The sequence below is a fragment of the Brevibacterium sp. K11IcPPYGO002 genome (assembly GCF_050920635.1).
Classification (GTDB): domain Bacteria; phylum Actinomycetota; class Actinomycetes; order Actinomycetales; family Brevibacteriaceae; genus Brevibacterium.
The window spans coordinates 2,605,975-2,631,425 of record NZ_CP131929.1 but is presented as its reverse complement, the minus strand read 5'-3'; the positions used below and the strand labels follow the sequence as shown (position 1 = coordinate 2,631,425).

At 66.5% G+C, this 25,451-nt stretch carries 22 protein-coding genes; 16 read left to right on the top strand and 6 right to left on the bottom strand.

Annotated elements, in window-relative coordinates:
- Positions 1 to 161 precede the first annotated feature (161 nt).
- From frr to QYM46_RS11890, 6 genes are all read left to right on the top strand, one after another.
- Positions 162 to 719, top strand: coding sequence for a ribosome recycling factor (gene frr / locus QYM46_RS11915; RefSeq protein WP_169252672.1), 558 nt, complete (start codon positions 162 to 164; stop codon positions 717 to 719).
- Entirely contained in the window at positions 719 to 1,741 is a 1,023-nt protein-coding gene (locus QYM46_RS11910; protein ID WP_169252671.1) for a phosphatidate cytidylyltransferase, read from the top strand. The genes frr and QYM46_RS11910 overlap by 1 nt, the downstream gene beginning before the upstream one ends.
- 111 nt (positions 1,742 to 1,852) lie before the next feature.
- On the top strand, positions 1,853 to 3,157 hold the full coding sequence (gene rlmN / locus QYM46_RS11905) for a 23S rRNA (adenine(2503)-C(2))-methyltransferase RlmN (RefSeq protein WP_432789095.1): 1,305 nt from the start codon (positions 1,853 to 1,855) through the stop codon (positions 3,155 to 3,157).
- A 100-nt stretch (positions 3,158 to 3,257) separates the two neighbouring features.
- Positions 3,258 to 3,818, top strand: a complete 561-nt coding sequence (locus QYM46_RS11900; RefSeq protein ID WP_025777300.1) for a DivIVA domain-containing protein — start codon at positions 3,258 to 3,260, stop codon at positions 3,816 to 3,818.
- Positions 3,811 to 4,485 carry a hypothetical protein gene (locus tag QYM46_RS11895; RefSeq protein WP_432789094.1) on the top strand — a complete coding sequence of 225 codons (675 nt, stop codon included), beginning with the start codon at positions 3,811 to 3,813 and terminating at the stop codon, positions 4,483 to 4,485. The genes QYM46_RS11900 and QYM46_RS11895 overlap by 8 nt, the downstream gene beginning before the upstream one ends.
- 109 nt (positions 4,486 to 4,594) lie before the next feature.
- Positions 4,595 to 5,587 carry a N5-glutamine methyltransferase family protein gene (locus tag QYM46_RS11890; protein ID WP_432789093.1) on the top strand — a complete coding sequence of 331 codons (993 nt, stop codon included), beginning with the start codon at positions 4,595 to 4,597 and terminating at the stop codon, positions 5,585 to 5,587.
- Between the two features lie 126 nt (positions 5,588 to 5,713).
- Here QYM46_RS11890 and QYM46_RS11885 read toward each other — a convergent pair whose 3' ends face one another.
- Entirely contained in the window at positions 5,714 to 6,913 is a 1,200-nt protein-coding gene (locus tag QYM46_RS11885; protein WP_432789092.1) for an acyl-CoA dehydrogenase family protein, read from the bottom strand.
- Positions 6,914 to 7,082: 169 nt separating this feature from the next.
- Between QYM46_RS11885 and dxr the strand changes: the two genes are divergently transcribed.
- Together dxr and QYM46_RS11875 are read left to right on the top strand one after the other, a co-directional pair.
- Positions 7,083 to 8,303, top strand: a complete 1,221-nt coding sequence (dxr, locus tag QYM46_RS11880; protein ID WP_432789091.1) for a 1-deoxy-D-xylulose-5-phosphate reductoisomerase — start codon at positions 7,083 to 7,085, stop codon at positions 8,301 to 8,303.
- A complete protein-coding gene (locus QYM46_RS11875) occupies positions 8,300 to 9,853 on the top strand; it encodes a M50 family metallopeptidase (protein ID WP_432789090.1) in 1,554 nt (517 codons plus the stop codon). Before dxr ends, QYM46_RS11875 begins: the two co-directional genes overlap by 4 nt.
- A 120-nt stretch (positions 9,854 to 9,973) precedes the next feature.
- On the opposite strand, the gene QYM46_RS11870 is transcribed toward QYM46_RS11875, so the two are convergent.
- Positions 9,974 to 11,374 (bottom strand): serine hydrolase domain-containing protein, encoded by a 1,401-nt coding sequence (locus QYM46_RS11870; RefSeq protein ID WP_432789089.1) that lies wholly within the window; start codon positions 11,372 to 11,374, stop codon positions 9,974 to 9,976.
- Between the two features lie 294 nt (positions 11,375 to 11,668).
- Here QYM46_RS11870 and ispG point away from each other — a divergent pair, with 294 nt between their 5' ends.
- Complete coding sequence (gene ispG / locus QYM46_RS11865) at positions 11,669 to 12,832, top strand: flavodoxin-dependent (E)-4-hydroxy-3-methylbut-2-enyl-diphosphate synthase (RefSeq protein ID WP_169252665.1); 1,164 nt, start codon at positions 11,669 to 11,671, stop codon at positions 12,830 to 12,832.
- An 81-nt stretch (positions 12,833 to 12,913) separates the two neighbouring features.
- Positions 12,914 to 13,795: a GNAT family N-acetyltransferase gene (locus tag QYM46_RS11860; protein ID WP_432789088.1), complete on the top strand. Its 882-nt coding sequence runs from the start codon at positions 12,914 to 12,916 to the stop codon at positions 13,793 to 13,795.
- 123 nt (positions 13,796 to 13,918) lie between these two features.
- Here the strand turns inward: QYM46_RS11860 and QYM46_RS11855 are convergent, their stop codons facing one another.
- Together QYM46_RS11855 and QYM46_RS11850 are read right to left on the bottom strand one after the other, a co-directional pair.
- Positions 13,919 to 14,335 (bottom strand): RNA-binding S4 domain-containing protein, encoded by a 417-nt coding sequence (locus QYM46_RS11855; protein ID WP_432789087.1) that lies wholly within the window; start codon positions 14,333 to 14,335, stop codon positions 13,919 to 13,921.
- Entirely contained in the window at positions 14,335 to 15,225 is an 891-nt protein-coding gene (locus QYM46_RS11850; RefSeq protein ID WP_248278915.1) for an NUDIX hydrolase, read from the bottom strand. The genes QYM46_RS11855 and QYM46_RS11850 overlap by 1 nt, the downstream gene beginning before the upstream one ends.
- 206 nt (positions 15,226 to 15,431) lie before the next feature.
- On the opposite strand from QYM46_RS11850, the gene QYM46_RS11845 reads away from it, so the two are divergent.
- On the top strand, positions 15,432 to 17,279 hold the full coding sequence (locus QYM46_RS11845; RefSeq protein WP_432789086.1) for a proline--tRNA ligase: 1,848 nt from the start codon (positions 15,432 to 15,434) through the stop codon (positions 17,277 to 17,279).
- A 51-nt stretch (positions 17,280 to 17,330) separates the two neighbouring features.
- A complete protein-coding gene (locus tag QYM46_RS11840; protein ID WP_169253897.1) occupies positions 17,331 to 18,098 on the top strand; it encodes a TSUP family transporter in 768 nt (255 codons plus the stop codon).
- A 68-nt stretch (positions 18,099 to 18,166) separates the two neighbouring features.
- On the opposite strand, the gene QYM46_RS11835 is transcribed toward QYM46_RS11840, so the two are convergent.
- The gene (locus tag QYM46_RS11835) at positions 18,167 to 19,186 is read right to left on the bottom strand and encodes an aminoglycoside phosphotransferase family protein (protein WP_432789085.1); all 1,020 of its coding nucleotides are present in this window, start codon (positions 19,184 to 19,186) and stop codon (positions 18,167 to 18,169) included.
- Positions 19,183 to 20,178 carry a hypothetical protein gene (locus QYM46_RS11830; protein ID WP_432789084.1) on the bottom strand — a complete coding sequence of 332 codons (996 nt, stop codon included), beginning with the start codon at positions 20,176 to 20,178 and terminating at the stop codon, positions 19,183 to 19,185. The genes QYM46_RS11835 and QYM46_RS11830 overlap by 4 nt, the downstream gene beginning before the upstream one ends.
- 179 nt (positions 20,179 to 20,357) lie before the next feature.
- Between QYM46_RS11830 and rimP the strand changes: the two genes are divergently transcribed.
- The 4 genes from rimP (at position 20,358) to infB (ending at position 25,299) form a co-directional block, all read left to right on the top strand.
- Positions 20,358 to 20,822, top strand: a complete 465-nt coding sequence (gene rimP, locus QYM46_RS11825) for a ribosome maturation factor RimP (protein ID WP_169252659.1) — start codon at positions 20,358 to 20,360, stop codon at positions 20,820 to 20,822.
- 137 nt (positions 20,823 to 20,959) lie between these two features.
- The gene (nusA, locus tag QYM46_RS11820) at positions 20,960 to 21,922 is read left to right on the top strand and encodes a transcription termination factor NusA (RefSeq protein ID WP_432789083.1); all 963 of its coding nucleotides are present in this window, start codon (positions 20,960 to 20,962) and stop codon (positions 21,920 to 21,922) included.
- 73 nt (positions 21,923 to 21,995) lie between these two features.
- Complete coding sequence (locus QYM46_RS11815; protein WP_025777283.1) at positions 21,996 to 22,271, top strand: YlxR family protein; 276 nt, start codon at positions 21,996 to 21,998, stop codon at positions 22,269 to 22,271.
- A gap of 130 nt (positions 22,272 to 22,401) precedes the next feature.
- Positions 22,402 to 25,299: a translation initiation factor IF-2 gene (gene infB / locus QYM46_RS11810; protein ID WP_432789082.1), complete on the top strand. Its 2,898-nt coding sequence runs from the start codon at positions 22,402 to 22,404 to the stop codon at positions 25,297 to 25,299.
- Positions 25,300 to 25,451 lie beyond the last annotated feature (152 nt).

Below are 25,451 nucleotides of genomic sequence, written 5' to 3'. Positions count from 1 at the left end.
AACGCAGGCGGGTCCTCACAGCGTGGAACCGTCGCCATCGTGGCGGCCGGCCGCCTGGCATCCACGCAGGTGAGAACATTCCTGTGATGTTTCGGTGCGGCATTTTTCAGTGATGACCCATAGAATGAACCCAAAGCTTTAAGAGATGGAAAGAGGCAACCGTGATTGAAGAGACACTGGCCGAAGCCAGAGAGAAGATGGACAAGGCCGTCGAATTCACGCAGGAGGACTTCGCGTCGATCCGCACCGGACGCGCCAATCCCGCACTGTTCGCCGATATCGAGATCGACTACTACGGTGCTCCGACGCCGCTGCAGCAGCTCGCCTCGTTCCAGACGCCCGAGGCTCGCACGATCCTCGTGACCCCCTACGACAAGGGCACGCTGACCGATATCGAGACCGCTCTGCGCAACTCCGACATCGGCGCGAACCCTGCCAACGACGGCAACGTCATCCGCGTCGTCCTCCCGGACCTCACCGAGGAACGCCGTAAGGAGTACGTCAAGATCGTCAAGGGCAAGGCCGAAGACGGCAAGGTCTCCATCCGCAACATCCGCCGTCACGCCAAGGAGACGCTCGAACGCATCAAGAAGGACGGCGAGGCCGGTGAGGACGAGGTCACTCGCAGCATCTCCGAGCTCGACGATCTGACGAAGAGCAAGGTCGACAACGTCGACAAGCTGCTTGCGCAGAAGGAAGCTGAGCTGCTCGAGGTCTGATGATCGCCGTGACTGGGTCCGACAGCCCCGCGACTGATCCGGCTCCCCTCGGGGAGCCGGATCAGTCGGGCGAGGCCGCGCGGGTTGAGACCCCTTTCCCCAAACGTCGAGACCTGCGCAATTCGGACAAGCCGTATTCGCCCGACGATCCGGAGTCGAACCCCACCGCCGAGGCGGCTGCCGCCGACGCCGATCCGGAACCGAAGGACTACGGACGGGCCGGACGGAACCTGCCGGCCGCGATCGGCATGGGACTGCTCATCGGCGGCGTAGTGCTCGCGTCCCTGATCTTCCTGCCGATCTCCTTCCTCTTCATCGTCCTCGTCGGCATCGTCGCCGCCATGTGGGAGCTGGCGAACGCGCTGTCACGGTCCGGCTCCCTGGTCTCCCGTGTGCCGACTATGGTGTCGGCCGCCTGCATGGTCGTGGCCACCTTCATCGGCGGCCGTGAAGCACTCTGGGTCACCTTCGCCGCCAGCGCCGGAGCAGTCATGCTCTTCACGATGGTCGAGCGTCGGAAGAACGCAGTCAAAGACGTCTCGCTCTCCCTCTTCGCTCTCACCTACGTCGGCCTCATGGCGTGCTTCATCGTCTACATCCTCACCCAGCCGGACGGCAACTTCTACGTCATCATCTTCCTCGCCGCCGTCGTCGCCTCCGACACCGGCGGCTACGTCTTCGGCGTGCTGTGGGGCAAGCACCCCATCGCACCGCGGATCTCTCCGAAGAAGTCCTGGGAGGGCTACCTCGGCTCCACCGTCTTCGCCGCAGCGGTCGCAACGGTCCTGGCGATCACGGTCGTCGGCGCCCCGTTCTGGACCGGGCTCGTCATCGGCGCGGTGATTCCCGCTTTCGCCACCCTCGGCGACTTCAGCGAATCGATGATCAAGCGCGACCTCGAACTCAAGGACATGGGCACCCTGCTGCCCGGCCACGGCGGTGTGATGGACCGACTCGACTCGATCCTGCCGACCGCCCCCGTCGCGCTCGTCCTCTTCTCGGTGCTGCCGGGCTACCTCTGACCGGCCCGCGGCGCAGATCGTGCAGGCGTCCTCTGACCCGCTGGGTTCGGGCCCGCCCGACGTGGCGGCTCGCACACGACAGGCGCGCGCCGAACATGAGACAATGGCCGTGTGAGTTCTCAAGCAGGCAGAAGGCAGACCAGGCCCGTCGTCGAACATGCCGACGGCACGACATCGAAGACCCCGATGCGCGATGGCCGTCCCCTTCTCAACTTCAAGTCCGCACGGGTCAAGCAGCCGCCTCAGCATCTGGCCGATATGACGATGGACGAACGCATCGCCGCGGTCACAGAGATGGGACTGCCCGCCTTCCGGGCCAAGCAGATCTCCACCCATTACTTCAGCCACTACGTCACCGACACCGAGGCGATGACGGACCTGCCCAAGGACAAGCGGGCAGAGATCCAGGAACGGTTCTTCCCGCACCTGCTCACCGAGGTGCGCCGCCTGCGCACCGAGAACGGCGACACCATCAAATTCCTGTGGCGCCTCTTCGACGGGGCCCTCGTCGAATCCGTGCTCATGCGCTATCGCAACCGTGTCACCCTGTGTGTGTCCAGCCAGTGCGGCTGCGGAATGAACTGCCCGTTCTGCGCCACCGGCCAGCAGGGCCTGACCAGGAACATGTCCACGGCCGAGATCGTCGAACAGGTCGTCCGGGCCAACCAGGTCATCGCCGCCGGCGAACTCTCCGAGGCTCCGACGTCGGATATGCCCGGTGCCGGCGAGACCGCGCTCGGTGCGGAAGCCGACGATGACGATGCGGCGGGGGAGTCCGCGTTCGACCCGGAGGCGACGGCCGCCTCGGCGAACGGACCCGAACGGGTCTCGAACATCGTCTTCATGGGCATGGGCGAACCCCTGGCCAATTACAAGCGCGTGATGAACGCGGTGCGCCGGTTCGTCGGACCGAGCCCCGAAGGGCTGGGCATGTCGGCCAGGCGGATCACGATCTCCACGGTCGGGCTCGTGCCCGGCATCAACAAACTCGCCGCCGAGGACATCCCCGTCACCTTCGCACTCAGCCTGCACGCCCCCGATGACGAGCTGCGCGATGAGATGATCCCGGTCAACACACGGTGGAAGGCCGACGAGGCCATCGACGCTGCCTATAACTACTACCAGGTGACCGGACGGCGGGTGAGCATCGAATACGCGCTCATCAAGGACATGAACGATCACGCCTGGCGTGCCGAACTGCTGGCGAAGAAACTCAACGCCCGCGGACGCGGCTGGGTCCACGTCAACCCGATCCCGCTCAACCCGACCCCGGGGTCGGTGTGGACGGCCTCCGAACCGGACGTCGCCGACGAATTCGTCCACCGCCTCATCGATCAGGGCATTCCGACGACGATCCGCGATACCCGCGGCTCCGATATCGACGGCGCCTGCGGACAGCTCGCCGCAGCCGACTGATCGATGCTCGGATCGGCACCCGCCGACCGCGGCCACGCAATTTCTGCGGCTTCCATCTATCATGGTGGAAACACCACAGCCACTCGCTTCTGGAGGAGACATGGCGGACACGACTTTCCCTCGAATGTCCGGATGGAAGAACGGATACGACCCCAAGCAGGTCGACAGCTTCTTCAAACGTGCACGTGAGTCCTTCGAACGGCCGACGCCGCAGCCCGGCGACCTCGACTCCCGGGCGGTGCGCACGGTCGGCTTCGACCTCGTCCGCAAGGGCTATCACGTCGCCGTCGTCGATGCCGCGCTCGATCGTCTCGAAGACGCATTCGCCAAGCAGGCCCGCGACCGCCTCATCGCGCAGTCCGGTCAGGACGCCTGGGTCTCCGAACTCACCCGTGTGGCCGCGTCCCTGCGGGGACGCCTGGTCCGTGAGCCCGGGGAGCGCTTCGACAACCCGCCTCCCGGAGTCATCGGCTACGACATCACCCAGGTCGACGACATGTGCGACAAGGTCAATTCGTACTTCACGCAGGGCGTGGCGATGAGCGTCGACCAGGTCCGCCGCGTGCTGTTCAAGACCGCGAAAGGCAAGAAGGCGTACAACGAGGACCAGGTCGATGCGTTCATCGACCGCGTCGTCGAAGTGATGGCCTCCGTTGACTGATTTCCACTACTTCGCGGTTCCGACCGCGACCGATCCCGGCACGCTCAACCCGGTGTACGAACTCCTCGACTTCCCGATCGCCATGGGCCGGGCCGAGGACGTCGTGCTGACCGGTCCGGCACCGGAGAAACCGCTCGTCGACGGTCGTGAAGTCACCGATCCCCGCCTGATCAAGGCCCTGTCCGTTCCGGTCGAGCTCGACCGCGCCGAGGTGCTCGACCGCAGTTCGAAGCTCGCCGGAGTGCTGCGCGCCATGGGTGTCGTTCCCGAATCCGGAGCCCGGCTCACCTTCGCCGAGGATGTCCCGCCGCTGGCGCGGGCGCTCGGTGTTCTTGCCGCCGCCCGGATCGGGCTCGTCGTGGATCTGCGGGCAGGGGCTGCGTCTGACTCTGCTTCAGACCTGGTGGTTCTCCACGCCATCGAAGACACACCGATCGAACCGGGGCGTGCCTCCGTACGGGTCACCCGGTCGCGCTTCGAAGGCGTCGGAGTCACGATCGGGTCTGAAACCGCGAACCTCGACCAGGCGATGCGCGACTCCCGCGTCGAATTCGCCGCCGTGGTGCCGCTCGACCCGCAGCGCACGCTGGTGCTCACCGACGACGGTGATCTTGAGGCGAGTTCGAGCCTCGACTGGTACCGCACCGAGGTCCTCTCTGCTTCCTGAGCCCCGGACGTCTGGGGGCTTCGACACCGATGATGGTGTCGACGATCCGGCCTCTGCGGACCCGCGGCCTGCGGACCCGCGGTCTGCTGATCTGCGTTCGGCTGAGACGGTGGCTGCCCTGCGCGCGGCCGGCTGTGTCTTCGCCGAAGACGAAGCGGCGATCCTCCTCGAGGCAGCGACCGCGTCTGCTGTCGACTCGCCCACGGTCGACGGGCCCGCTGTCGACGGGTCTGCTGTCGACGGGTCTGCTGTCGACGGGTCTGCTGGCGCTCATGCTGCGCCGAGACTCGGTGAGCTGGTGGCTCGTCGCGTTGTCGGCGAACCCCTCGAGCAGATCGTCGGTTGGGTCGATTTTGCGGGCTTGCGATTGAACGTTGAGCCCGGAGTGTTCGTGCCGCGGCAGCGGACCGCTCTGCTCGCGACGGACGCGGTGTCCGCGGTTCAGCGGATGGTGGACTCACGAGGGAACAGGCCGGAGACCAACTCACGAGTGAACGGGGCAGAAGCAGAAGCCGGCGTCGCGGCAATGCGACCTGTTGTGCTCGAAGCGTTCTGCGGTGTCGGTCCGGTCGCCTCGGCGGTGGCCGCGTCGGTGCCGGGGGTCGATATTCACCTCGGTGATGCGCAGGCGGAGGCTGTGGGTTGTGCGGTGGGGAATGCCGAAAGCTGTGTTCACACGGGGGAGTTCGGCCGGGCAGGCGAATCAGTGCCGGCACTTGAGTCCGGCACCACCGTGACGGGCCATCTCCTCGACTGCCTGCACGGACTGCCCGACTCACTGCACCAGTCGATTTCGGTGATCGTGGCCGTCCCGCCCTACGTTCCTGAAACTGCGGCCGATTTTCTGCCCCATGAGGCCCTCGACTTCGAGCCGCGCACCGCTCTATTCGGCGGACACGACGGACTCGACCTCGTGCGCCGGCTCATCACGGAGTCACTCGACTGGCTGGCCCCTTACGGAGTGCTGCTCATCGAACTCGGGCAGGATCAGGCTGCCGAGGCCACCGGCCTCGCTGCCGAGCGGGGGCTGGAAGCCCAGAGCCACCTCGGCGAGGACGACCACACGGCCGTCCTCGAACTGCGCCGGGGCCACTGGAACTGACAACGGCCGGTTGCGTTCCGACTGGCTCAAAGTGTCCGTGCAGTGCATTAGGGCTGTGCGCGCGCACTTTGAGCCAGTCGGTGGGTGGGTGCCGCCGGCGCCCCGGCCCACCCCTGGAATTGAGGTTCAGTTCGCGAAGGCGTTGATCCCGGTCATCGTCCGACCCAGGGTCAGCTGGTGCACCTCATGGGTGCCTTCGTAGGTGAGCACGGTCTCGAGGTTGACCGCGTGACGCAGCGGCGGGTATTCGCTCGTGATGCCCGACCCGCCGAACAGGGCGCGCAGGTCACGGCAGACATTCATCGCGGTATCGACGTTGACCATCTTGCCCAGGCTGATCTGCTCCGGGCGCACACCCTTCTCGGAGTCCTTGAGCTTGCCCAGATGCGCAGCGAGCAGAGTGATCTGCGAATACTGGCCGAAGGCCTTCGCCAACTTCTGCTGAGTGATCTGGAAGGAGGCCAGAGGACGATCGAACTGCACACGGGTGCCGGTGTACTCCAGTGCGGAGAGCAGGGCATCACGGGCCGCGCCGGTGACACCGAAGACGATTCCGTAGCGAGCCTCGGACAGGCAGGACAGGGGTCCCTTGAGTCCTTTGGCCTTCGGCAGCATCGCATCCTCGGGCAGACGGACGTTGTCGAGGACGATCTCACCGGTGATGGATGCGCGCAGCGAGATCTTGCGGTGGATCTCCGGGGTCTGCACACCCTCGGTGGTCGAGGGGACGACGAAGCCGCGGACGACGTTCTTGCCCTTGTCGTCGACCTCCTCGGTCTTGGCCCAGACGACCATGACGTCGGAGACCGGGGAGTTCGTGATCCACATCTTCGCGCCGTTGAGGATCCAGTCGGATCCGTCCTTCTTCGCGGTCGTCTTCATCCCCGACGGGTCGGAGCCGACATCGGGCTCGGTCAGGCCGAAGCAGCCGATGGCTTTGCCGGCGGCCATCTTCGGCAGCCATTCTTCCTTCTGTGCTTCCGATCCCCAGTGGTGGATGGCGAACATCGCCAGCGACCCCTGCACGGACACCAGCGACCGCAGACCGGAGTCGACGGCTTCGAGCTCCCGGCAGGCGAGTCCGTACTGAGTCGCCGTCGATCCGCCGCAGCCGTAGCCGTCGAGGTGCATGCCCAACAGACCGAGCTCGCCGAGCCCTTCGGCCAGTTCGCGAGCGGGGATGGTGGCGTCGAGGAAGTAGTCGCCGATCTTCTCCCGGACGTTCTCGTCCAGCCACTTCTTCACGATCGACGCGAATTCGAGGTCATCGGATTCGAAGACCGAATCCAATCCAAGAATGTCGTCAGGGCTCAGCGTCTTGCTCATATCCATCTCTTTCGCCATTGATTCTTCTCACTCACTGTTTCACCGGAGCGCGGTGGACAACCGGCGCATCCGAACCACAAGATTTCCGCGGCTCCCTGGGTGGAGATCGAAGCGACACACGAGAACGTGTCGAGTCATTTCCCAGAGAACTTTGGCATCATCGGTTGGCGTGAGTAAACGTGGTTTCATTGTAGTCGGCTCAACCGGTTCGGTCGGCACCCAGGCCCTTGACGTCCTTGCCGAACACCGGGACGAGCACGCGATCGTCGGCTTGGCCGCCGGTTCCCAGCTCGACCTTCTGATCGAGCAGGCCCTCGATTTCCACGTTCCCGTCATCGGGCTCACCACGCCTCCCGCCGGAGGAGAGACCGAGGTGCGTGCGCGACTGACCGAGTTGGCTGCCGATCGGGGGATCGCCGATCCCGTCGACGCCATCCACCTCGGTGACGACGCCGCCGAGGCGGTCGCAAGCTTGACCGCGGACATGGTCCTCAACGCGATCACCGGTGCCGCCGGTCTCGGCGCGACCCTGGCCGCTCTCGAGCGTGGCACGGATGTGGCCCTGGCGAACAAGGAATCCCTCATCATCGGCGGGTCCATCGTCCTCGACGCCGCTCGTGCCTCCGGGGCCCGGCTGGTGCCGGTCGACAGTGAGCACTCCGCCATCGCCCAGGCGCTGCGCGCCGGCACGCATGGGGAAGTCAGCAAGCTCATCATCACCGCGTCGGGCGGACCGTTCCGCGGAATGACCCGCGATGCCCTGCGTCGGGTCACTCCCGCCCAGGCGCTCAACCATCCCACATGGTCGATGGGGTCGATGATCACCATCAACTCGGCGACCCTGGTCAACAAAGGCCTCGAAGTCATCGAAGCCCACCTGCTCTTCGACATCGACTTCGACCACATCGAAGTCGTCGTGCATCCGCAGTCGCAGATCCATTCGATGGTCGAGTTCAGCGACGCCTCGACGATCGCGCAGATCTCCCCACCGGATATGCGCCTGCCGATCTCCTATGCTCTGGGCACCCAGGACGACGGAACGACGAAGCGATTGACCTCGGGCGCCGTGCCGCACAATTGGGGTCAGCCCATGCACTGGTCGTTCGAACCGGTCAACCATCTCGCCTTTCCCGCGCTCGGCCTGGCCATCGACGCCGGTAAGAAGGGACGCAGCTACCCGGCGGTGCTCAACGCCGCCAATGAGGAACTCGTCGCCGCGTTCATCGCCGGTGACATCGCCTTCACCGGAATCGACAAAGGTCTGGCCCGGGCTCTGGCCGCTCACGAACCGGCGGCCGAACACACGGTGGAGACCGTGCTGGCCGCCGACGCCTGGGCCAGGGACTTCGCTCGCGCTGATGTCGCCGAACAGAAGGGGGGCCGCCGATGACCGTTGTGCTCTACATCGTCGGGATCATCCTGTTCCTCATCGGCATCTCGATCTCGATTGCGCTGCACGAACTCGGCCACCTCACTCCGGCGAAGAAGTTCGGAGTCAAAGTCACGCACTATATGGTCGGCTTCGGACCTACCCTGTTCTCCTTCCGCCGCGGTGAGACCGAATACGGCATCAAAGCGTTCCCCCTCGGCGGGTTCATCGCGATGCCGGGAATGTACCCGCCGGAAGAAGCCACGAAGTCCCGCCATGAGACAGCCGCCGCTGGACAGAGAGGCGGTGCCGCCGGCATCGTCGTCGACGGCGGGGTCGACGGAACGGCGGGCCGCCTCGGCGAACCGGACGGGGCGCTTGACTCAACGGACAACGAAACGGCGGGCCGCCTCGGCGAAGGGACGGATGACGGTGATGTTGCACCGCTGCGTCGGGACCGGAAGAAACGGAAGGGGCGGCTGTTCGAGGACACGATGGCCGATGCCCGGGAGTTCTCGAATCAGGAGATCGAGCCGGGGGAGGAGCACCGGACGTTCTATGCGCTCAGCGTGCCCAAACGCCTCGTCGTCATGTTCTCGGGCCCCTTGGTCAACCTCGTCCTGGGCATCCTCATCATGGCGATCTCGCTGCTGGGCATCGGTGTGATCACTCCGACGACGACCGTCCAGACCGTCGTCGAATGTGCGGTGCCCGCCTCAGAAGCGCAGCAGCGTCCCGCCTCGGAGCAGAACACCTGCCGTGACGACGATCAGCTCACCCCCGCGTGGGAGGCCGGGATCAGACCGGGTGACGAGATCACCGCGATCGCCGGCGTCGAGACGAAGGACTGGGACCAGCTGTCCTCGGTCATCAAGGACCATGCCGGCGAACGTGTCGACGTCGACTTCATCCGCGACGGTCAGGCCCAGACGGTGACGGTGCCGATCATCGCCACCGAACGGCCGAAGGTCGACGACGCGGGCAAGACCATGCTCAACCCGGACGGGACTCCACAGACCGAGACCCAAGGATTCTTCGGCGTCGGACCGGTGCAGGAACGCCAGTCCCTGCCGCTCGCTGAGTTCCCCGGCGCCGTGTGGGACCAGGTCTCGGGAGTCTTCCATGCGATCCTGACGCTGCCGGTCAAACTCGTCGATATCGGCGAGGTGGCCGTCGGGACGAAGGACCGCGATGCCGAGGGACTCGTCGGCATGGTGGGCGTCGGCCGCATCGCCGGTGAGATCGTGTCCACCGACCAGATCGACGTCGTCGACAAGGCGCAGATGGGGCTGGGCATGCTCGGCTCGCTCAACATCTTCCTCTTCGCGTTCAACATGATCCCGTTGCTGCCCCTCGACGGCGGACACATCGCCGTGGGCCTCTACGAAGGTGCGCGCCGCCGAATCAACCGGTGGCGCGGACGCGGGCTGGTCGGTCCCTTCGACACGGCCAAACTGCTGCCGCTGACGTATGTTTGCATCGGACTGATGCTGTGCATGACGGCGCTGCTCGTCTACGTCGACCTCGTCAAACCCATCACCCTCGACGCGATCTTCAACTCCGGCGGGTAGGTCGGGCCGCTCCGGCGGGTAGGCCGGACTGCGCCGGCAGGTAATCCGGTCCGGGCTGGCAGAGTGGGCTCATGGGACGCTCGGGCGAGTGGATTCACGGGCCGGCGCGGGCTGTCGAACTCAGGAACTGAGGGTGATCGCCTGCACCTCGCCGAGGTGATTGAGCCCGACCGTGATCGTCGCGTTCTCATCTGCTGTGCCCGGCACCGTGACCACTCCGCGCAGCGGGGAGACCATCTCGAGGTCCGCCTCGGCGAGGGGACGGTCGAGCTGCTTCTCCGCCCGCCACCGGGCGAAGCGCTCCCGCCGCTCGTCACGGGGCTCGTCGAGGTCCATGTTCACCCCGAAGATCGCCTCGGCGACGGTGTCGTCGAAGTCGTTGACGAGGTTCGCTGCGGCCATCACGGTGTCGATCTGGGCTCGGCCTGCGGGGCAGCGGGGCACCGGCCCCGAGGTGGCCCGCCGTTCCAGCCTTATGCCGTGGTGTCCTGTGGCTGCCGCCCAGCCGAGGTCGAGCGCGTCTTGGACGACCCGCTGCGCCGGATAGTACGTGGTGTTGCCGAGGACGACCAGGCTCAGCCCCAGGTCGGGGAACCAGCGCATATGTGAGCCGTACCCGGGGTAGCCTCCGGAGTGACAGACGACGCGGCCCAAGCGCGTGTCCAAGCGAGTTTCGAGTCCATACCCGTAGCTGAGAGTCTCCGCGTGATAGTCGCTCGTCTGGATCTCCATGGTCCGTCGTGGCTGCTGGTCGTCGGTCAGTATCCGCGACAGGGACCCGGGAGCGTAGGAGTCCACGCGGTCAAGGGCGTCGAGATGCGCGCCCATCCATGTGCCGATGTCGTTCACGGTGGAGATGATCCCGCCGATGGGGGAGAAGACCCCGGGCCCGGTGAGTTCGGCCGGGTGGAGGCCACCGCCCAGATCGACTCGGTGACCGGGCGCCAGGTCCGGGAAGTCGGTGTGGTCGAAACCGGTGCGAGTGAGTTTCAGGGGATCGACGATCTCCGCGGACACGAGTTCGGTGAACGCCCTGCCTGTGACCGCCTCGGCGACCATGCCGAGAAGCGCATAGCCGAGGTTCGAATACTCATAGCCGGTGTCGGCTGGGGCGCAGGCGATGGCGCCTCTGTGCAGCCATTCGGTGAGCTCGGCCGGAGTCATCGCCTCCATCCGGTCGGCCCACGGGTCGTCCTTCGTGAAACCGGTGCTCATCGTCAGGGCCTGCCGGCAGGTGCGGTCGGCGATGGCCGTGTCGGCCAACTCGGGGAGCAGGACAGAGAAGGGAGCGTCGAGATCGAGTCCGTCGGCGGCGAGGACCCCGATGGCCGCGGCCGTGAAGGACTTCGTCATCGAAGCGATCCGGTACGGAACGTCGGCGTTGACGGTTCGGGCAGGGCCGCCTCGGCGAAAGATTCCCCACGCCAGGGATCCACCCTGGTCGTCGAGCTGCTGTGCTTCGGCATCGAGAGCCGCAGACATCGCCTCGACATCGGGTTCGACGAATCCGGGTGTGCTCACAGGGCTGCTCCTTCGTGCCGATGTCAGGTCACCTTCACACTACCGTCAGCCGGTGACACAAGTGCGGGGCAGTCGGACGCGGAAGCGGTGCGGCCGAAGTCGTGTGTCACTGGGTGCGCCCCGCGGACAGGCACGGGTCGCGCCCTGCGGACAGGCACGGGGTGCGCCGCGCGGACGGACAGCTCTGTGTCAGTGCGAGGTCCTACAATGGTGATGGTTCGCACAATCCGGGTCCCGCATCGGCGCCGGCTCGGACATTGTGGCTGGTCACCAGCCTGACTGAAGGGATCCTTCGTGACATCGGTCAATCTCGGAATGCCCGCACCGCCGCCTCCCGTGCTCGCTCCGCGGAGGAAGACGAGGCAGATCAACGTCGGAAAAGTGGGCGTCGGGTCCGAATCCCCGGTGAGCGTGCAGTCGATGACGACGACGCAGACGACGGACATCAACGGCACCCTGCAGCAGATCGCCGAACTCACTGCCGCCGGCTGCGATATCGTGCGCGTGGCCTGTCCCACCGCCGACGACGCCGCGGCCCTGCCGATCATCGCCGGCAAATCCCAGATCCCCGTCATCGCCGACATCCACTTCCAACCCAAATACGTCTTCGCTGCCATCGACGCCGGCTGTGCGGGAGTGCGCGTCAACCCCGGAAACATCCGCAAGTTCGACGACCAGGTCAGAGAGATCTCGAAGGCCGCCGCCGAGGCGGGCGTGTCCATCCGCATCGGCGTCAACGCCGGCTCCCTCGACAGACGGCTGATGGACAAATACGGCAGAGCCACGCCCGAAGCGCTCGTCGAATCCGCCCTGTGGGAGGCGTCCCTGTTCGAAGAACACGGATTCTATGACTTCAAGATCTCCGTCAAACACCATGACCCGGTGATCATGGTCCGCGCCTACGAGCTGCTGGCCGAGCGCGGCGATTGGCCGTTGCATCTCGGCGTCACCGAGGCGGGGCCCGCCTTCCAGGGCACGATCAAATCCGCCACCGCCTTCGGACACCTGCTGGCCGAAGGCATCGGGGACACCATCCGCGTCTCCTTGTCAGCTCCTCCGGCCGAGGAGGTCAAGGTCGGCAACCAGATCCTCGAATCCCTCAACCTGCGGCCCCGGAAGCTCGAGATCGTCTCCTGCCCGTCCTGCGGGCGTGCGCAGGTCGACGTGTACACGCTCGCCGAACGCGTCACCGCCGGACTCGAAGGCATGGAGGTGCCGCTGCGGGTGGCCGTCATGGGGTGTGTGGTCAACGGCCCCGGTGAGGCCCGAGACGCCGATCTCGGTGTGGCCAGCGGCAACGGCAAGGGGCAGATCTTCGTCAAGGGCGAGGTCATCCGAACCGTGCCCGAATCCGAGATCGTCGAGACCCTCATCCACGAGGCCAACCGGATCGCCGAGGAGGCTGCGGGGCAGTCCTCCGGTGCTGCGTCGGGGCCGCCTGAAGTCACCGTCGGGTAGGTGCGATACCTTGTGAGGACGAACAGATACATGGTCCACCCATTGGCCCATGCTGATGGCTGAGAAAGAGTTCAGGGGCACATGGCGCTGAGGATCGCACGACTGGAACATCAGCACACCCGGTGGCTGACGGACCTGCTTGCGCGCAACCCCTGCGAGAACGTCTACCTCATCTCCCTGCTCGAAGTTACAGGTACGGCCCGCTTGGGCTCCCCGGCCGGCACGCTGTACGGAATCTTCGACGGTGACCGTCCCGTCGCCGCCTACTGGGTGGGCGGCAACATCATCCCGGTTGCGGCGACTCCGGCGACGAACGAGGTGCTTGCCCGCAAGCTCAATGCCGACGGGCGCGTGTCCTGCTCACTCATCGGCAACCGGTCGGTCATCCTCGACCTCCAGCAGCGACTCAATTGGGGGCGTCCGCGGGGAGTGCGCGAACGGCAGCCTCTGCTGGCCATCAGCTCCGACCCTCAGGTCACCCCCGACGAGCACGTGCATCGGGTGACCCTCGACGACCTGGGTGCGGTGTTTCCCGCCAGCGTCGACATGTTCACCAAAGAGGTCGGATTCTCACCGATTGAGGACGGCACCGCCGGATACCTCTCGCGGGTGCGCGGGATCATCCGAGGCAAGAACTGCTATGCCCGGATCTCTGCGACCCTGCCCCAAGGAGGCGCGGTGCCGAGGTGGCCGGCCGAAGAGCAGGACGAACAGGTGCTGTTCAAGGCCGATATCGGCATCCGTGCCCGCCGCATCGTCCAGGTCCAAGGGGTATGGGTCCATCCCGCGGTGCGCAATCAGGGGCTCGGGGCCGCGGGCATGGCCGCAGTCGTCCAGCGCACCCGTGACAAAGGCCATTCCACGGTGAGCCTGTATGCCAATGACTACAACGAGACGGCGCTGCGCATGTACGCCCGTGTCGGCTTCGAACAGGTCGGCACCTTCGCCACCATCATGTACTGACCTTTCGGGTGATGTCACCGACCGCTCGAGTTACCGTCGCTGTATCACGTTATGCGGTGAGCGGTCGGCGGTAACTTGAGCTCTCGGCGGGTGGGGACGACGCCGCGGTGAGCTGTCGGCGGATCAGTCGCGGCGGTTGCGCGACCGGGGCTTGGCCAGATCGCCGAGGAACTTCTCCATCTCCCGGCGGTCCTTCTTCGTCGGACGCCCCAGCCCTTTGTCGCGTCGGGGCACGAAGCCGCGCAGCGCGGGATCGGGCGGGGGAGTGAGGTCCTCATAGCACTGTACGGCGATGGAGGCCTGCATCCGGGTGGGGATGAACCCGGTGATCTTCCAGATGAACTCGGACCCGGCCTTGCGCACCCGCACCTCTTGGCCGATCGTTACTTTCTGCGCGGCCTTGACCCGCTGACCGTCGACCTGCACATGTCCGCCACGACACGCCTGAGTGGCGAGGTTGCGGGTCTTGAACATCCGCGTCGTCCACAGCCATACGTCGACGCGCATGTGCTTGACCGCATTTCGGTTGATCTCGGTCATCAGCGAAGACCGTCCGGAGAATTCGGGCCGGCAGGGCGGGTATCGGCAGTGTGCGTGACCGATGAGTGCACGCCGGCAGAGGCATCGTCGGGGGACTGGATCCGGGTGTCGGCACGCAGCGCCAGAGCCGACCGTCGGGTGAATGTCTGCGCCGGACGTCCTCGCCCCTGGCTGACGGCCTCCCCGGTGGGATCGAGCAGAGGCAGCATGGTGCGACGGAACGTATCGGCCTGCAGGCTCTCCCCGGCGACGATCTCATGGAGTTCGCGCAGCTGCCGCAGCGAGAACTCCTTCTCCAACAGCCCGAAAGGATCCGGGGTGCGCTCGTGAAAGGCCCGCAGGCGGTGCACGGCCACGCGCACGATCTCCTGATGTTCGGCACTGAGCTCATGAACGTCGTGGACGGGCACGAGCTTCCTGCTGTGGACGGGGGAGTCCGGGTGATCGGAATCCGACTCCGCAGACTCAGGGTCGGCGGCCTCGGGGAGGGCTGCCTCGGTGGGGGACGTCTGGGCTCCCTCGGTCGCAGCATCCGGCACGGCCGCCTCGGTGGGGGTGTCATCCTCGGCGAGCCCGACGTCGGCGGCGGAGAGCACATCGAGATGGGCCACGGAGATCACCCAGCCGCGATCATCACGGTCGGGCTGGTCGAACACGTGCAGCTGTACGGGGGCGCGGTCGACCAGCCGGGCCTTCTCACGCAGACAGCGGGCGACGGCCTCGGCGAGGCGTTCCTGCGGACGCAGAATCGACCCGGGCAGCTGCCACACCCCGTCGCCGGGATGGGTCATGAGAACATGCAGGCCGCGGCCGGGCACGGGGCAGAGGACCGCGGTGTCGACCGCGACCGAGGGCCGCGGGAACTGCGTGAGTTGGCTGGGATCAGGCATGCTCTTCGTATCGTTCGGACTCGTCATTTCAGCGGGGACCGGGCGGGGCACCGGACGGCCCCGACCAGTGCTGGACTTCGGTGCTGCAGCCCCCAGTCTAATTCTCTTCCCCCAGGTGACGAATCCGCGCCCGTACCGATTCCCTCTGCTTCGCCCGCGTGCGATAGTGTTCGATCTGAGTCTTGACAAGTTGAGGAGATTTACCCATGGCCCTGCGCATGTCGTCCCTGTTCGTGCGAACCCAGAAGGAGGACCCGGTCGGCGCCGAGGTGGCCAGCCACAAACTGCTGCACCGTGCCGGATACATCCGCAGGTCGGCGCCGGGAATCTACACGTGGCTGCCGTTGGGCCTGGCCGTGCTGGGCAAGATCGAAGCGATCGTGCGCGAAGAGATGGCGCTCGCCGGCTCCCAGGAAGTCCACTTCCCGGGGCTGCTGCCCGCCGATCCGTACAAGAAGTCCGGCCGGTGGGAGGCCTTCGGCCCTGATCTCTTCCATCTCAAGGATCGCCGCGAGAACGACTACATCCTCGCGCCCACCCATGAGGAGGTCTTCACCCTCCTGGTCAAGGACCTCTACTCCTCGTACAAAGACCTGCCGCTGTCGATCTACCAGATCCAGACGAAATACCGCGACGAGGCCCGCCCCCGCGCCGGCCTGCTGCGCGGACGCGAATTCATCATGAAGGACGCCTACTCCTTCGACATCGACGACGCCGGACTCGACGCCTCCTACGAGGCCATGCGCGTGGCCTACCTGCGGGCCTTCGCCCGCCTCGGCCTGCCGTGCCTGCCGGTCAAGGCGACCCCGGGCGCCATGGGCGGCTCCGGAACCGAAGAATTCATCTACCCCTCCGAGGTCGGCGAGGACACGTTCGTGAAGTCGCCTGGCGGATACGCCGCGAACGTCGAGGCCGTGACCTCGATTGTGCCCGAGGCGATTCCCTACTCGCAGTCGCCGGCCGCGCATGTCGAGGACACCCCGGACACCCCGACGATCGAGACCCTCGTGGCCGCGGCGAACGCATCGCACCCGCGCTCCGATCGCGAATGGACGGCCGCAGACACGCTGAAGAACGTCGTCTGCGCCGTCACCCACCCCGACGGCACCCGCGAGATCATCGTCATCGGCCTGCCCGGTGACCGTGAAGTCGACCTCGACCGGGCCGCCGGCACCGGAATGCTCGGCGACGGTGAGGTCGACCTCGAGGCCGCGACCGCCGAGGATCTCGCCGCCCATCCGGAGCTCGTCAAGGGCTACATCGGACCCGGCAACTCCCTCGATGCGCCGGTGCTCGGCCTCGAATCTGCCTCGAAGATCCGCTACCTCCTCGACCCCCGCGTCGTCGACGGCACCCGCTGGATCACCGGCGCCAATGAGCCCGGCCGCCACGTCTTCGACCTCGTCGCCGGGCGCGACTTCACCGCCGACGGCACCATCGAAGCCGCCCAGGTCGTCCTCGGCGATCCGGCGCCGGACGGCTCCGGTCCGCTGGAGCTGGCCCGCGGTGTCGAGATCGGTCAGATCTTCAAGCTCGGCCGCAAGTACGCCGAATCCCTCGACCTCAAGGTGCTCGACCAGAACGGCAAGGCGACCACCGTGACCATGGGCTCCTACGGCCTCGGCGTCACCCGCGTCATGGCCTGTATCGCCGAGGAGTACCATTCCGAGGACGGACTCCTGTGGCCGCAGCACCTGGCCCCGGCCGATGTGCACATCATCGTCGCCGGCAAGGGCGAGGAGATCGCCGCAGCCGCCGAGAAGATGACGACCGAACTCGAAGCCGAAGGTGTCAGCGTCCTGCTCGACGACCGCAACAAGGTCTCGCCCGGGTTCAAGTTCGCCGATGCCGAGCTCATCGGCATTCCCACCGTCATCGTCGCCGGTCGCGGTCTGGCCGACGGCGTCGTCGAGGTCCGCGACCGTCTGGCCGGGGAGAAGTCCGACCAGCCCGTCGCCGAGGTGGTCCCCGCCACCGTGGCACGGGTGCGTGAGGCGTACGCGAAGGCCGCAGCCGCAGCCGACGCGGCGGTCAGCGCCGACCAGAACGCCTGAGCCGCCTCGGTGTTCGACGCCCTCGCCGGAGGCATCGACGTCACCTGGACGATGCTCCTGTGGCTGCTCGCCGCGGGAGTTCTGGCCGGGTGGATCGATGCCGTCGTCGGCGGGGGCGGGCTGATCCAGCTGCCCGCGCTGCTGCTCGTGCCGGGGATGAGCCCCGTCCAGGCGGTCGCGACGAACAAGATCGGGTCGATTGCGGGCACGACCGCCTCGGCGATCACCTATCTGCGCACGATCACACCGGACCGGTCCGCGACGATCCCGGCCGCAGCCTCGGCGTTCGTGGGCGCCGTGCTCGGGGCGAAGCTCGCGACCTTGGTGCCGGCTGAGGCGTTCACCCCGATCATCCTGGTCGCGCTCATCGGGGTCGGGATCTTCACCGTGCTCAACCCGAGCCTCGGGGCCGACGCCACCCTGCGGTTCGGGGAAACGTCGAAACGCCACCATGCCCTGTCGTGGCTGATCGGGTTGGTCATCGGCATCTACGACGGGGTGCTCGGACCGGGCACGGGATCGTTCCTCGTCATCGCCTTCGTCTCGATCATCGGATTCTCGTTCCTGCAGGCCTCGGCGACGGCGAAGGTCATCAACTGGGCGACGAACTTCGGAGCGCTCGTCTACTTCATCCCCGACGGTCAGGTCGTCTGGCTGCTGGGCGTGGTCGTGGCCATCGGCAATGTCACCGGCGGAATCTTCGGCGCCCGCACCGCGCTAGCGAGGGGCTCCGGGTTCGTCCGTGTCATCTTCGTCATCGTCGTCTCCGTGCTGATCCTCAAGCTCGGCTTCGACGTCATCGCCACCCTCATCCACTAATTGCTACCTGACGGCGGCTCAGCAACCTCGCGCGAGGTTGCTGAGCCGCCGTCAGGTAGCAAGTGGGGTCAGCCGATGGGTTTGAGGGCGTGGGCGTTGACTCCGGCGACATCGGCGCCGGACAGGGCGCGGGCCACCCACAGGGAACGAGCCGCATCGGCCAGGCTCGAATTCGACCCGCCGGAGGCTGCGCGCAGGTACCAGAACATGTTCGTGACCTCACGAGCCACGGTCGCACCCATCCCGTACTGCGGATCGACGCCGGCACACAGCGCCAGGTCCGTGGCGAAGCCGCGCAGCCACGCCGCCTGCGCCTGCGGATGATCCGAGGGGATCTCGGCCAGGCGGTTCCACAGGATCGGGGCCAAGGTGTACGCCGTCGGACCGGCCAAGGGCTGCGGATCGATGGCCTTCCATGTGGAGATGCCCGTCGGATCGGGATTGCCGGCGAGGATGTTGTAGTAGTGCAGATCGGCATGGATGAGCCAGCTCTCATCCGACGAGGCCAGGGTCTGCATCCAATTGCGGGCGAACGACAGCAGCAGGGAATCGTGCGGACCCGCCTCCGACCACCCGGTCAGCAGCGCGGCATCGGCATCGAACGAGTTCAGCCACCCGGCCACGACATCCTGGACGCGCAGGAACTCCGAAGTCGCCGGAATCTCCAGGGACCGCTGCAGGGCACCCCAGACCGGTGGCACATCGGCTAAGGGAAGCACCGAGAGATTGTCCTTCGTACGCAGCCGCTCCTGCAGAGTGACCCGGAAGCTGCGATCATCCCGGATGACCCGCACCGCCCCGTGCCCGTTCCACATCTTCAACGCCCGCAGCACCTGCGCATGCGCTGCCGTATGCGCCGAGGTGGGAGCCGCGAACCGCAGCACCCCCTGATAGTTCTCCTGCGTGAGCACCGGAATCACCAAGGACTCGCACCCGGCCCATGGGGCGCCGGGCACGTCGTCGAAGCGCAGCTTCCACCGGTCGAGGAGCTCATTGGCCATATAGTCGAGCGCCGCAACCCACGAATCGGTGCGGTATTCGCCGATGATCTCGCGCGTCGCACGGTAGAGAACCGGTGGAACCTTCACTTGTGCACCTCCGCCTGCCCGGGTTCGTCGTAGGTGAAACGCAGCGGCTGCGGATCGGCGAATGCCATCCGTGTCCGGGCCGATTCCCACAGCCGCAGAATCGCCGAGGCGTCCGCCTCCAACCAGGGCAGAAGTGCCGACGCGATGCCGTCCTCGAGGGAGAGTGCGAGGTCCTTCGCGGAGTCCGCGTCCGTCGGGGTGGGGTCGAGCTTCCACGCCGAGGCGGCCGGATCGGCCGTGTGCTCACCGAGGCGTTCGAGCATCTCCCCGGACAGAGCCCCCAGGGATTCGAGCCGAGCCAGCGCAGCTGTGCGTTCGTGTGACTTCGAGTCGAAGTTCACGGCGAGCCGCTCATAGCCGTACGCGGCCGCCCGCGACTGGTTGAGGATCGCGTTGTACATGTCTGCCTGCCCCGCGGGCACTTCGCTTTCGGAATCGTTCGTCCCAGCATCCGCGTCGGCCTTGCCGGTGGCGCTGGGCGACGCCGTCGACTCATCGCCGCGGTCCGAGCCGTCGAGCTGCTCACGCCCGGCACGGATGAGTTCGGCGGCGGTGGTGATGATCTCCGGCTTCTTGGCCCCGGCGACCAGGGCCAGACCCGTGGCCACATCGGCCAGGGCCGGAATGAGACCCGATCCCAAGGACGCCGAGGCCTCGAAGACGGCGCGGGAGGCCACCTCGGCGGCTTGGACGAAGGTCCGTTCATCCTCGGTCGGGGGTGCTTCGGTGGCGAATTCTGTCGGCGGATTCCATTCGGGACCGATCGCCGCAGCGAATGCGGCGAGGTCCTCACCAGCGGTTTCGGGATCCCCTGCGCCGGGGGAGGCGGAGTCGAAGATGCGGGCGAGACGATCGCGCAGCTGCTGGGTGGCATCCAGCGTGGGGATCTCCGGATCCTGATCGAGTCGCAAGCCGCAGGCGGTGAGCAGGCCCAGGCTCAACCCGCCGACGCCGGCAGTCAGCAGGCCGCGGCGACTGACGGGAAAACGCATACGGCAATCCTATCGGATGCCCCGTCAACGCCGCGGGACGCCCGAACCAGGTCGAAGGCTTAACCTCGACGGCGCCTGTCGCTTAGGGTGGGTGAGAACACGGCGGTCGCACACGTGCACGGTGCGCCGGCCCCGCGCCCCACCTCGGCGAGGGGAGAGGCCAGAGAAATGGAGGAGACATGGACGAAGACGTCGAGCGGATCAAGGGCCTGCTCGCCCCGCCCCTGCAGGATGCGGGATTCCACCTCGAGACCGTCAAAGCCGTCGCTGCCGGACCACGGCGCACGCTCACCGTCGTCGTCGACCTCGACGAATCGAGCACCGATCCGATGTCGATGGAGAAGATCGCCGAATCGACGAAGATCGTCGGCGACGCCCTCGATGAGGTCGAGATCTTCCGGGACAAGCCCTATCAGCTCGAGGTCACGAGCCCCGGTGCCACCCGGAAGCTCGAGACCCCCCGCCACTTCCGACGCGTCATCGGCCGGCGCCTGGAGATCACGACGAAGAAGGACACCTTCAAGCTCGACCTCGCCGAGGTGGGGGAGAGTTCGATCACGGGCACGGACCCCCAGCGCAAGGAGTCGAAGACGGTCGACCTCGGCGAGATCCGCAAGGCCCAGGTGGAACTGAAGTTCCGCTGAGGCGAACCTCACGCTCCGCCGGCGGCGAGGTCGCCCCAGCACGGACAGAGTGCGGGCGCGGACTGGGATAGACTGTTACGCCTGCATAAGTGAACACAGACAATTCAATGCTCGGTTGAGCGAGAGAGGACTTAGACATGGACATCGACCTCAATGTTCTGCGCGTGATCGAACGAGAGCGTGAGATCCCGCTGGAAACCCTCATCGAGCTCATCGAACAGGCGCTCTTCCTCGCCTACCAGAAGACCGAAGGAGCCTGGCCCGACGCCCGTGCCGAACTCGACAAGTCCACCGGTGAGGTGCGCATCCTCGCCGTGGAGTTCGACAACGACGACAACCCGATCGGCGAGTTCGACGACACTCCCACCGGCTTCGGCCGCATCGCCGCCCAGACCGCCCGACAGGTCATTCACCAGCGGCTGCGCGATGTCGAGGACGAGACCCTGCTCGGCACGTTCAAGGGCCGCGAGGGCGAGATCGTCTCGGGCATCATCCAGCAGGGCCGGGACCCGCAGATGGTCCAGGTCGACATCGGCGACGTCGAGGCGGTGCTGCCCCCGCACGAACAGGTCCCCGGCGAGACCTACGCCCACGGCACCAGACTGCGCGTCTACATCGCCGATGTGCACAAGGGCACGAAGGGCACCTCGGTCACCGTCTCCCGCACCCACCCGAACCTCGTGCGCCGACTCTTCGCCCATGAGGCCCCTGAGATCGCCGACGGCACCGTCGAGATCGTGTCCCTGGCCCGCGAGGCCGGCCACCGGACGAAGCTCGCCGTGCGCGCCACGAAGCCGGGAGTCAACGCGAAGGGATCGTGCATCGGCGAGCTCGGCTCACGTGTGCGCGCGGTGATGAACGAACTCGGCCAGGAGAAGATCGACATCGTCGACTACTCCGACGACCCGGCGAAGTTCATCGCCCACGCGCTGTCCCCGGCCAAGGCCAAGAGCGTCGAGATCCTCGACGCCGCCGCGCAGGAATCCCGTGCCGTCGTCCCCATCGACCAGCTGTCCCTGGCCATCGGCAAGGAAGGGCAGAACGCCCGCCTGGCGGCCAAGCTCACCGGGTGGAAGATCGACATCGTCGCAGGCGAGTAGCCTTTCGCAGTGATCGGCACCACTGGCCCCCCTTGGCGCGAGCGGGGGTGCCGGTGCTGTAGAATCATTCATTGTGAATGTTGGTGATGGACCCGTAAGGACGTGCATCGCCTGTAGGCAGAGGGCCGGTCGGGACGAGCTGACACGCTTCGTGTTCCGCCCCGATCAGCATCCCGCCGTCGTCCACGACGTGTCAGCGACACTGCCGGGACGTGGTGCGTGGGTGCACCCCGATGAGAAGTGCCTGAACAGGGCCCTGACCACTGCCGCCTTCGCTCGATCCTTTCGAACGAAGATCACCGCCTCGGACCTCCCGAGGCCGGACACCGAACCCAACGAGAACGGGTAGCCGAATGGATGACAAGTTGTGAGTGTCGCACGATGACACCCAGACGGAATTCGAGAGAGCAGTGAAATGAGTACTGCTCTTCATTGATGAGGTTCTTTCCTGACCGGGAAAGAACCCGGACAGGAGAACTGTGGCAAAGCCCCGTGTCCATGAGCTCGCGAAAGAGCTCGGCACAACAAGTAAGAACGTCCTCGAAAAGCTCCAGGACATGGGCGAATTCGTTCGCTCCGCCTCTTCGACGCTCGAAGCGCCCGTCGTGCGCCGCGTGAAGGAGGCATTCGCCGATTCCGCTTCCGCCGACGGTGGGAAGTCGACCGGCGCGAAGAAGGCCGCCAAGCCGGCCGCGAAGCCCGGAGCCCCGAAGCCCGGTGCGAAACCCGCACCCAAGCCCACCGCGAAGTCGGCTGCCAAGCCGGATGCTGCGAAGTCTGCCGGCTCGGCGAAATCGGCCCCCGCCGAGGATGCCGCCCCCGCTGCGAAGTCCGCACCGAAGCCCGGCGCCAAGCCGGCCGCTCCGAAGGCCGCCGAGCCGACCGAGGCTCCCGCGGCTAAGCCGGCTGCCTCCTCGGCGCCGAAGCCCGGCGCCCCGAAGCCGTCTGCCGCGCCCAAGCCCGGCGCCCCGAAGCCCGGAGCACCCAAGCCGGGTGCGGCGAAGCCCGGCGGCCGCGGTGCCGGACGTCCCGGCAACAACCCCTTCGCCTCCTCGCAGGGAATGCCGAAGCCCGGCCGCGGACCCAAGTCCGGCGGTCGCTCCGGCGGTCAGGGAGGCCAGGGCGGCCAGGGCGGACGCCCCGGCAACAACCCGTTCGCCCCCTCGCAGGGAATGCCGAAGCCCGGTCAGAAGCAGCGCTCCGGCGGTGACGAGACCTCCGGCGGCCCGCGTCCGGCACCACGCCCGGGCGCACCTCGCCCGAACCCGTCGATGCTGAAGAACTCGGCGCTGAACAAGCCCGCTCCCGGCCGCGGTCGCGGCGGCGGACGCGGAAATGCGCCCGGCGGTGCACCCGGTGCACCGGGCGGCGCTCCCGGCGGTCCTCGTCGCGGACCCGGCGGCGGTCCAGGTGGTCGTGGTTCAGGTCGCGGTCGCGGAAGCACACAGGGTGCATTCGGCCGCGGCGGCGGTCCCCGTCAGAAGGGACGCAAGTCGAAGCGGGCGAAGCGCGCAGAGCTCGAGCAGATGCAGGCTCCGTCGGTCGGTGGCGTCACCGTTCCGCGCGGAGACGGCAACACTCCGCTGCGTCTGCGTCGCGGCTCCTCGCTGGCCGACTTCGCCGAGAAGATCAACACCGATCCGACGAACCTCGTGACCGTGCTCTTCCACCTCGGTGAGATGGCCACGATCACCCAGTCCCTCGACGAGGCGACCTTCGAGGTCCTCGGCGAAGAGCTCGGCTACAAGATCGAGATAGTCTCGCCCGAAGACGAAGACCGTGAGCTGCTGGAGACCTTCGACATCGACCTCGACGCCGAAGCCGCAGAAGAAGACGATGAAGACCTGCAGGCACGTCCGCCGGTCATCACCGTCATGGGTCACGTCGACCACGGTAAGACCAAGCTGCTCGATGCGATCCGCTCGGCCAATGTCGCTTCCCGCGAGGCCGGCGGAATCACCCAGCACATCGGTGCCTACCAGGTCGAGGTCGACCACGAGGGCCAGGAGCGCAAGCTCACCTTCCTCGACACCCCCGGTCACGAGGCGTTCACCGCCATGCGTGCCCGTGGTGCGAAGTCGACGGACCTCGCGATCCTCGTGGTCGCCGCCGACGACGGCGTGATGCCGCAGACGATCGAAGCTCTCAACCACGCTCAGGCGGCCGACGTGCCGATCGTCGTGGCCGTGAACAAGGTCGACAAGGACGGCGCCAACCCCGCCAAGGTCATGCAGCAGCTGACCGAGTACAACCTCGTGGCCGAGGAATACGGCGGCGAGACCATGTTCGTGCCGATCTCCGCGCTCAAGCGCGAGGGCATCGACCAGCTGCTCGAGTCCGTGCTGCTGACGACCGATGCTGCGCTGGACCTGCGGGCGAACCCCGACAAGTCCGCTCGCGGCATCGCGATCGAAGCCAAGCTGGACAAGGGCCGCGGTGCGGTTGCCACCGTCCTCGTCGAGTCGGGCACCCTGCGTCAGGGCGACGCCATCGTCTGCGGCACCGCCTACGGACGTGTACGTGCGATGTTCGATGAGAACGGCAACGTCGTCGAGGAGGCCGGACCCTCCCGCCCCGTGCAGGTGCTCGGTCTGTCGTCCGTCCCGCGTGCCGGTGATTCGTTCATCTCCACCGACGACGATCGCACGGCCCGTCAGATCGCTGAGAAGCGTGACGCCATCGAGCGCAACGCCGCTCAGGCTCGCGGTCGCAAGCGCATCAGCCTCGAAGACTTCACGAAGGCTCTGGCCGAGGGCAAGGTCGACATGCTCAACCTCATCCTCAAGGGTGACGTCTCCGGTGCCGTCGAAGCACTCGAGGATTCGCTGCTCAAGATCGATGTGGGCGACGACGTCGACCTGCGGATCATCCACCGCGGCGTCGGTGCGATCACGGAGAACGACATCAACCTGGCCACGGTCGACAACGCGATCGTCCTCGGCTTCAACGTCCGTCCGGAAGCGAAGGCTCGCGACCTGGCCGACCGCGAAGGCGTCGACGTCCGCTACTACTCGGTCATCTACCAGGCGATCGACGACATCGAGTCCTCGCTCAAGGGCATGCTCAAGCCCGAGTACGAAGAGGTCCAGACCGGTACTGCGGAGATCCGCGAGGTCTTCCGCTCGTCGAAGTTCGGCAACATCGCCGGTTCGATCGTCCGCGACGGCCTCATCAAGCGGAACTCGACCGCTCGCGTCACCCGCGACGGAATCGTCATCGGCGACAACGTCCACATCGAATCGCTGCGCCGGTTCAAGGACGATGCGACCGAGGTCCGCGAGGGCTACGAGTGCGGTATCGGACTCGGCAAGTTCAACGACCTGCGCGTCGGCGATATCATCGAGACCTTCGAGATGCAGGAGAAGCCGCGCGACTGATCGGTCGCCGCGCGAGTCACATCCGCCTGATCGGAGCGCAGCAGCGCACCCGAGGAGACGGATGGGACTGACACCGTGAGTCGACGGCTCCGGTCGGCCCCCGAACGGGGGACCGGCCGGAGCCGGTTCGATTCCACCGCTAATATAGGGCC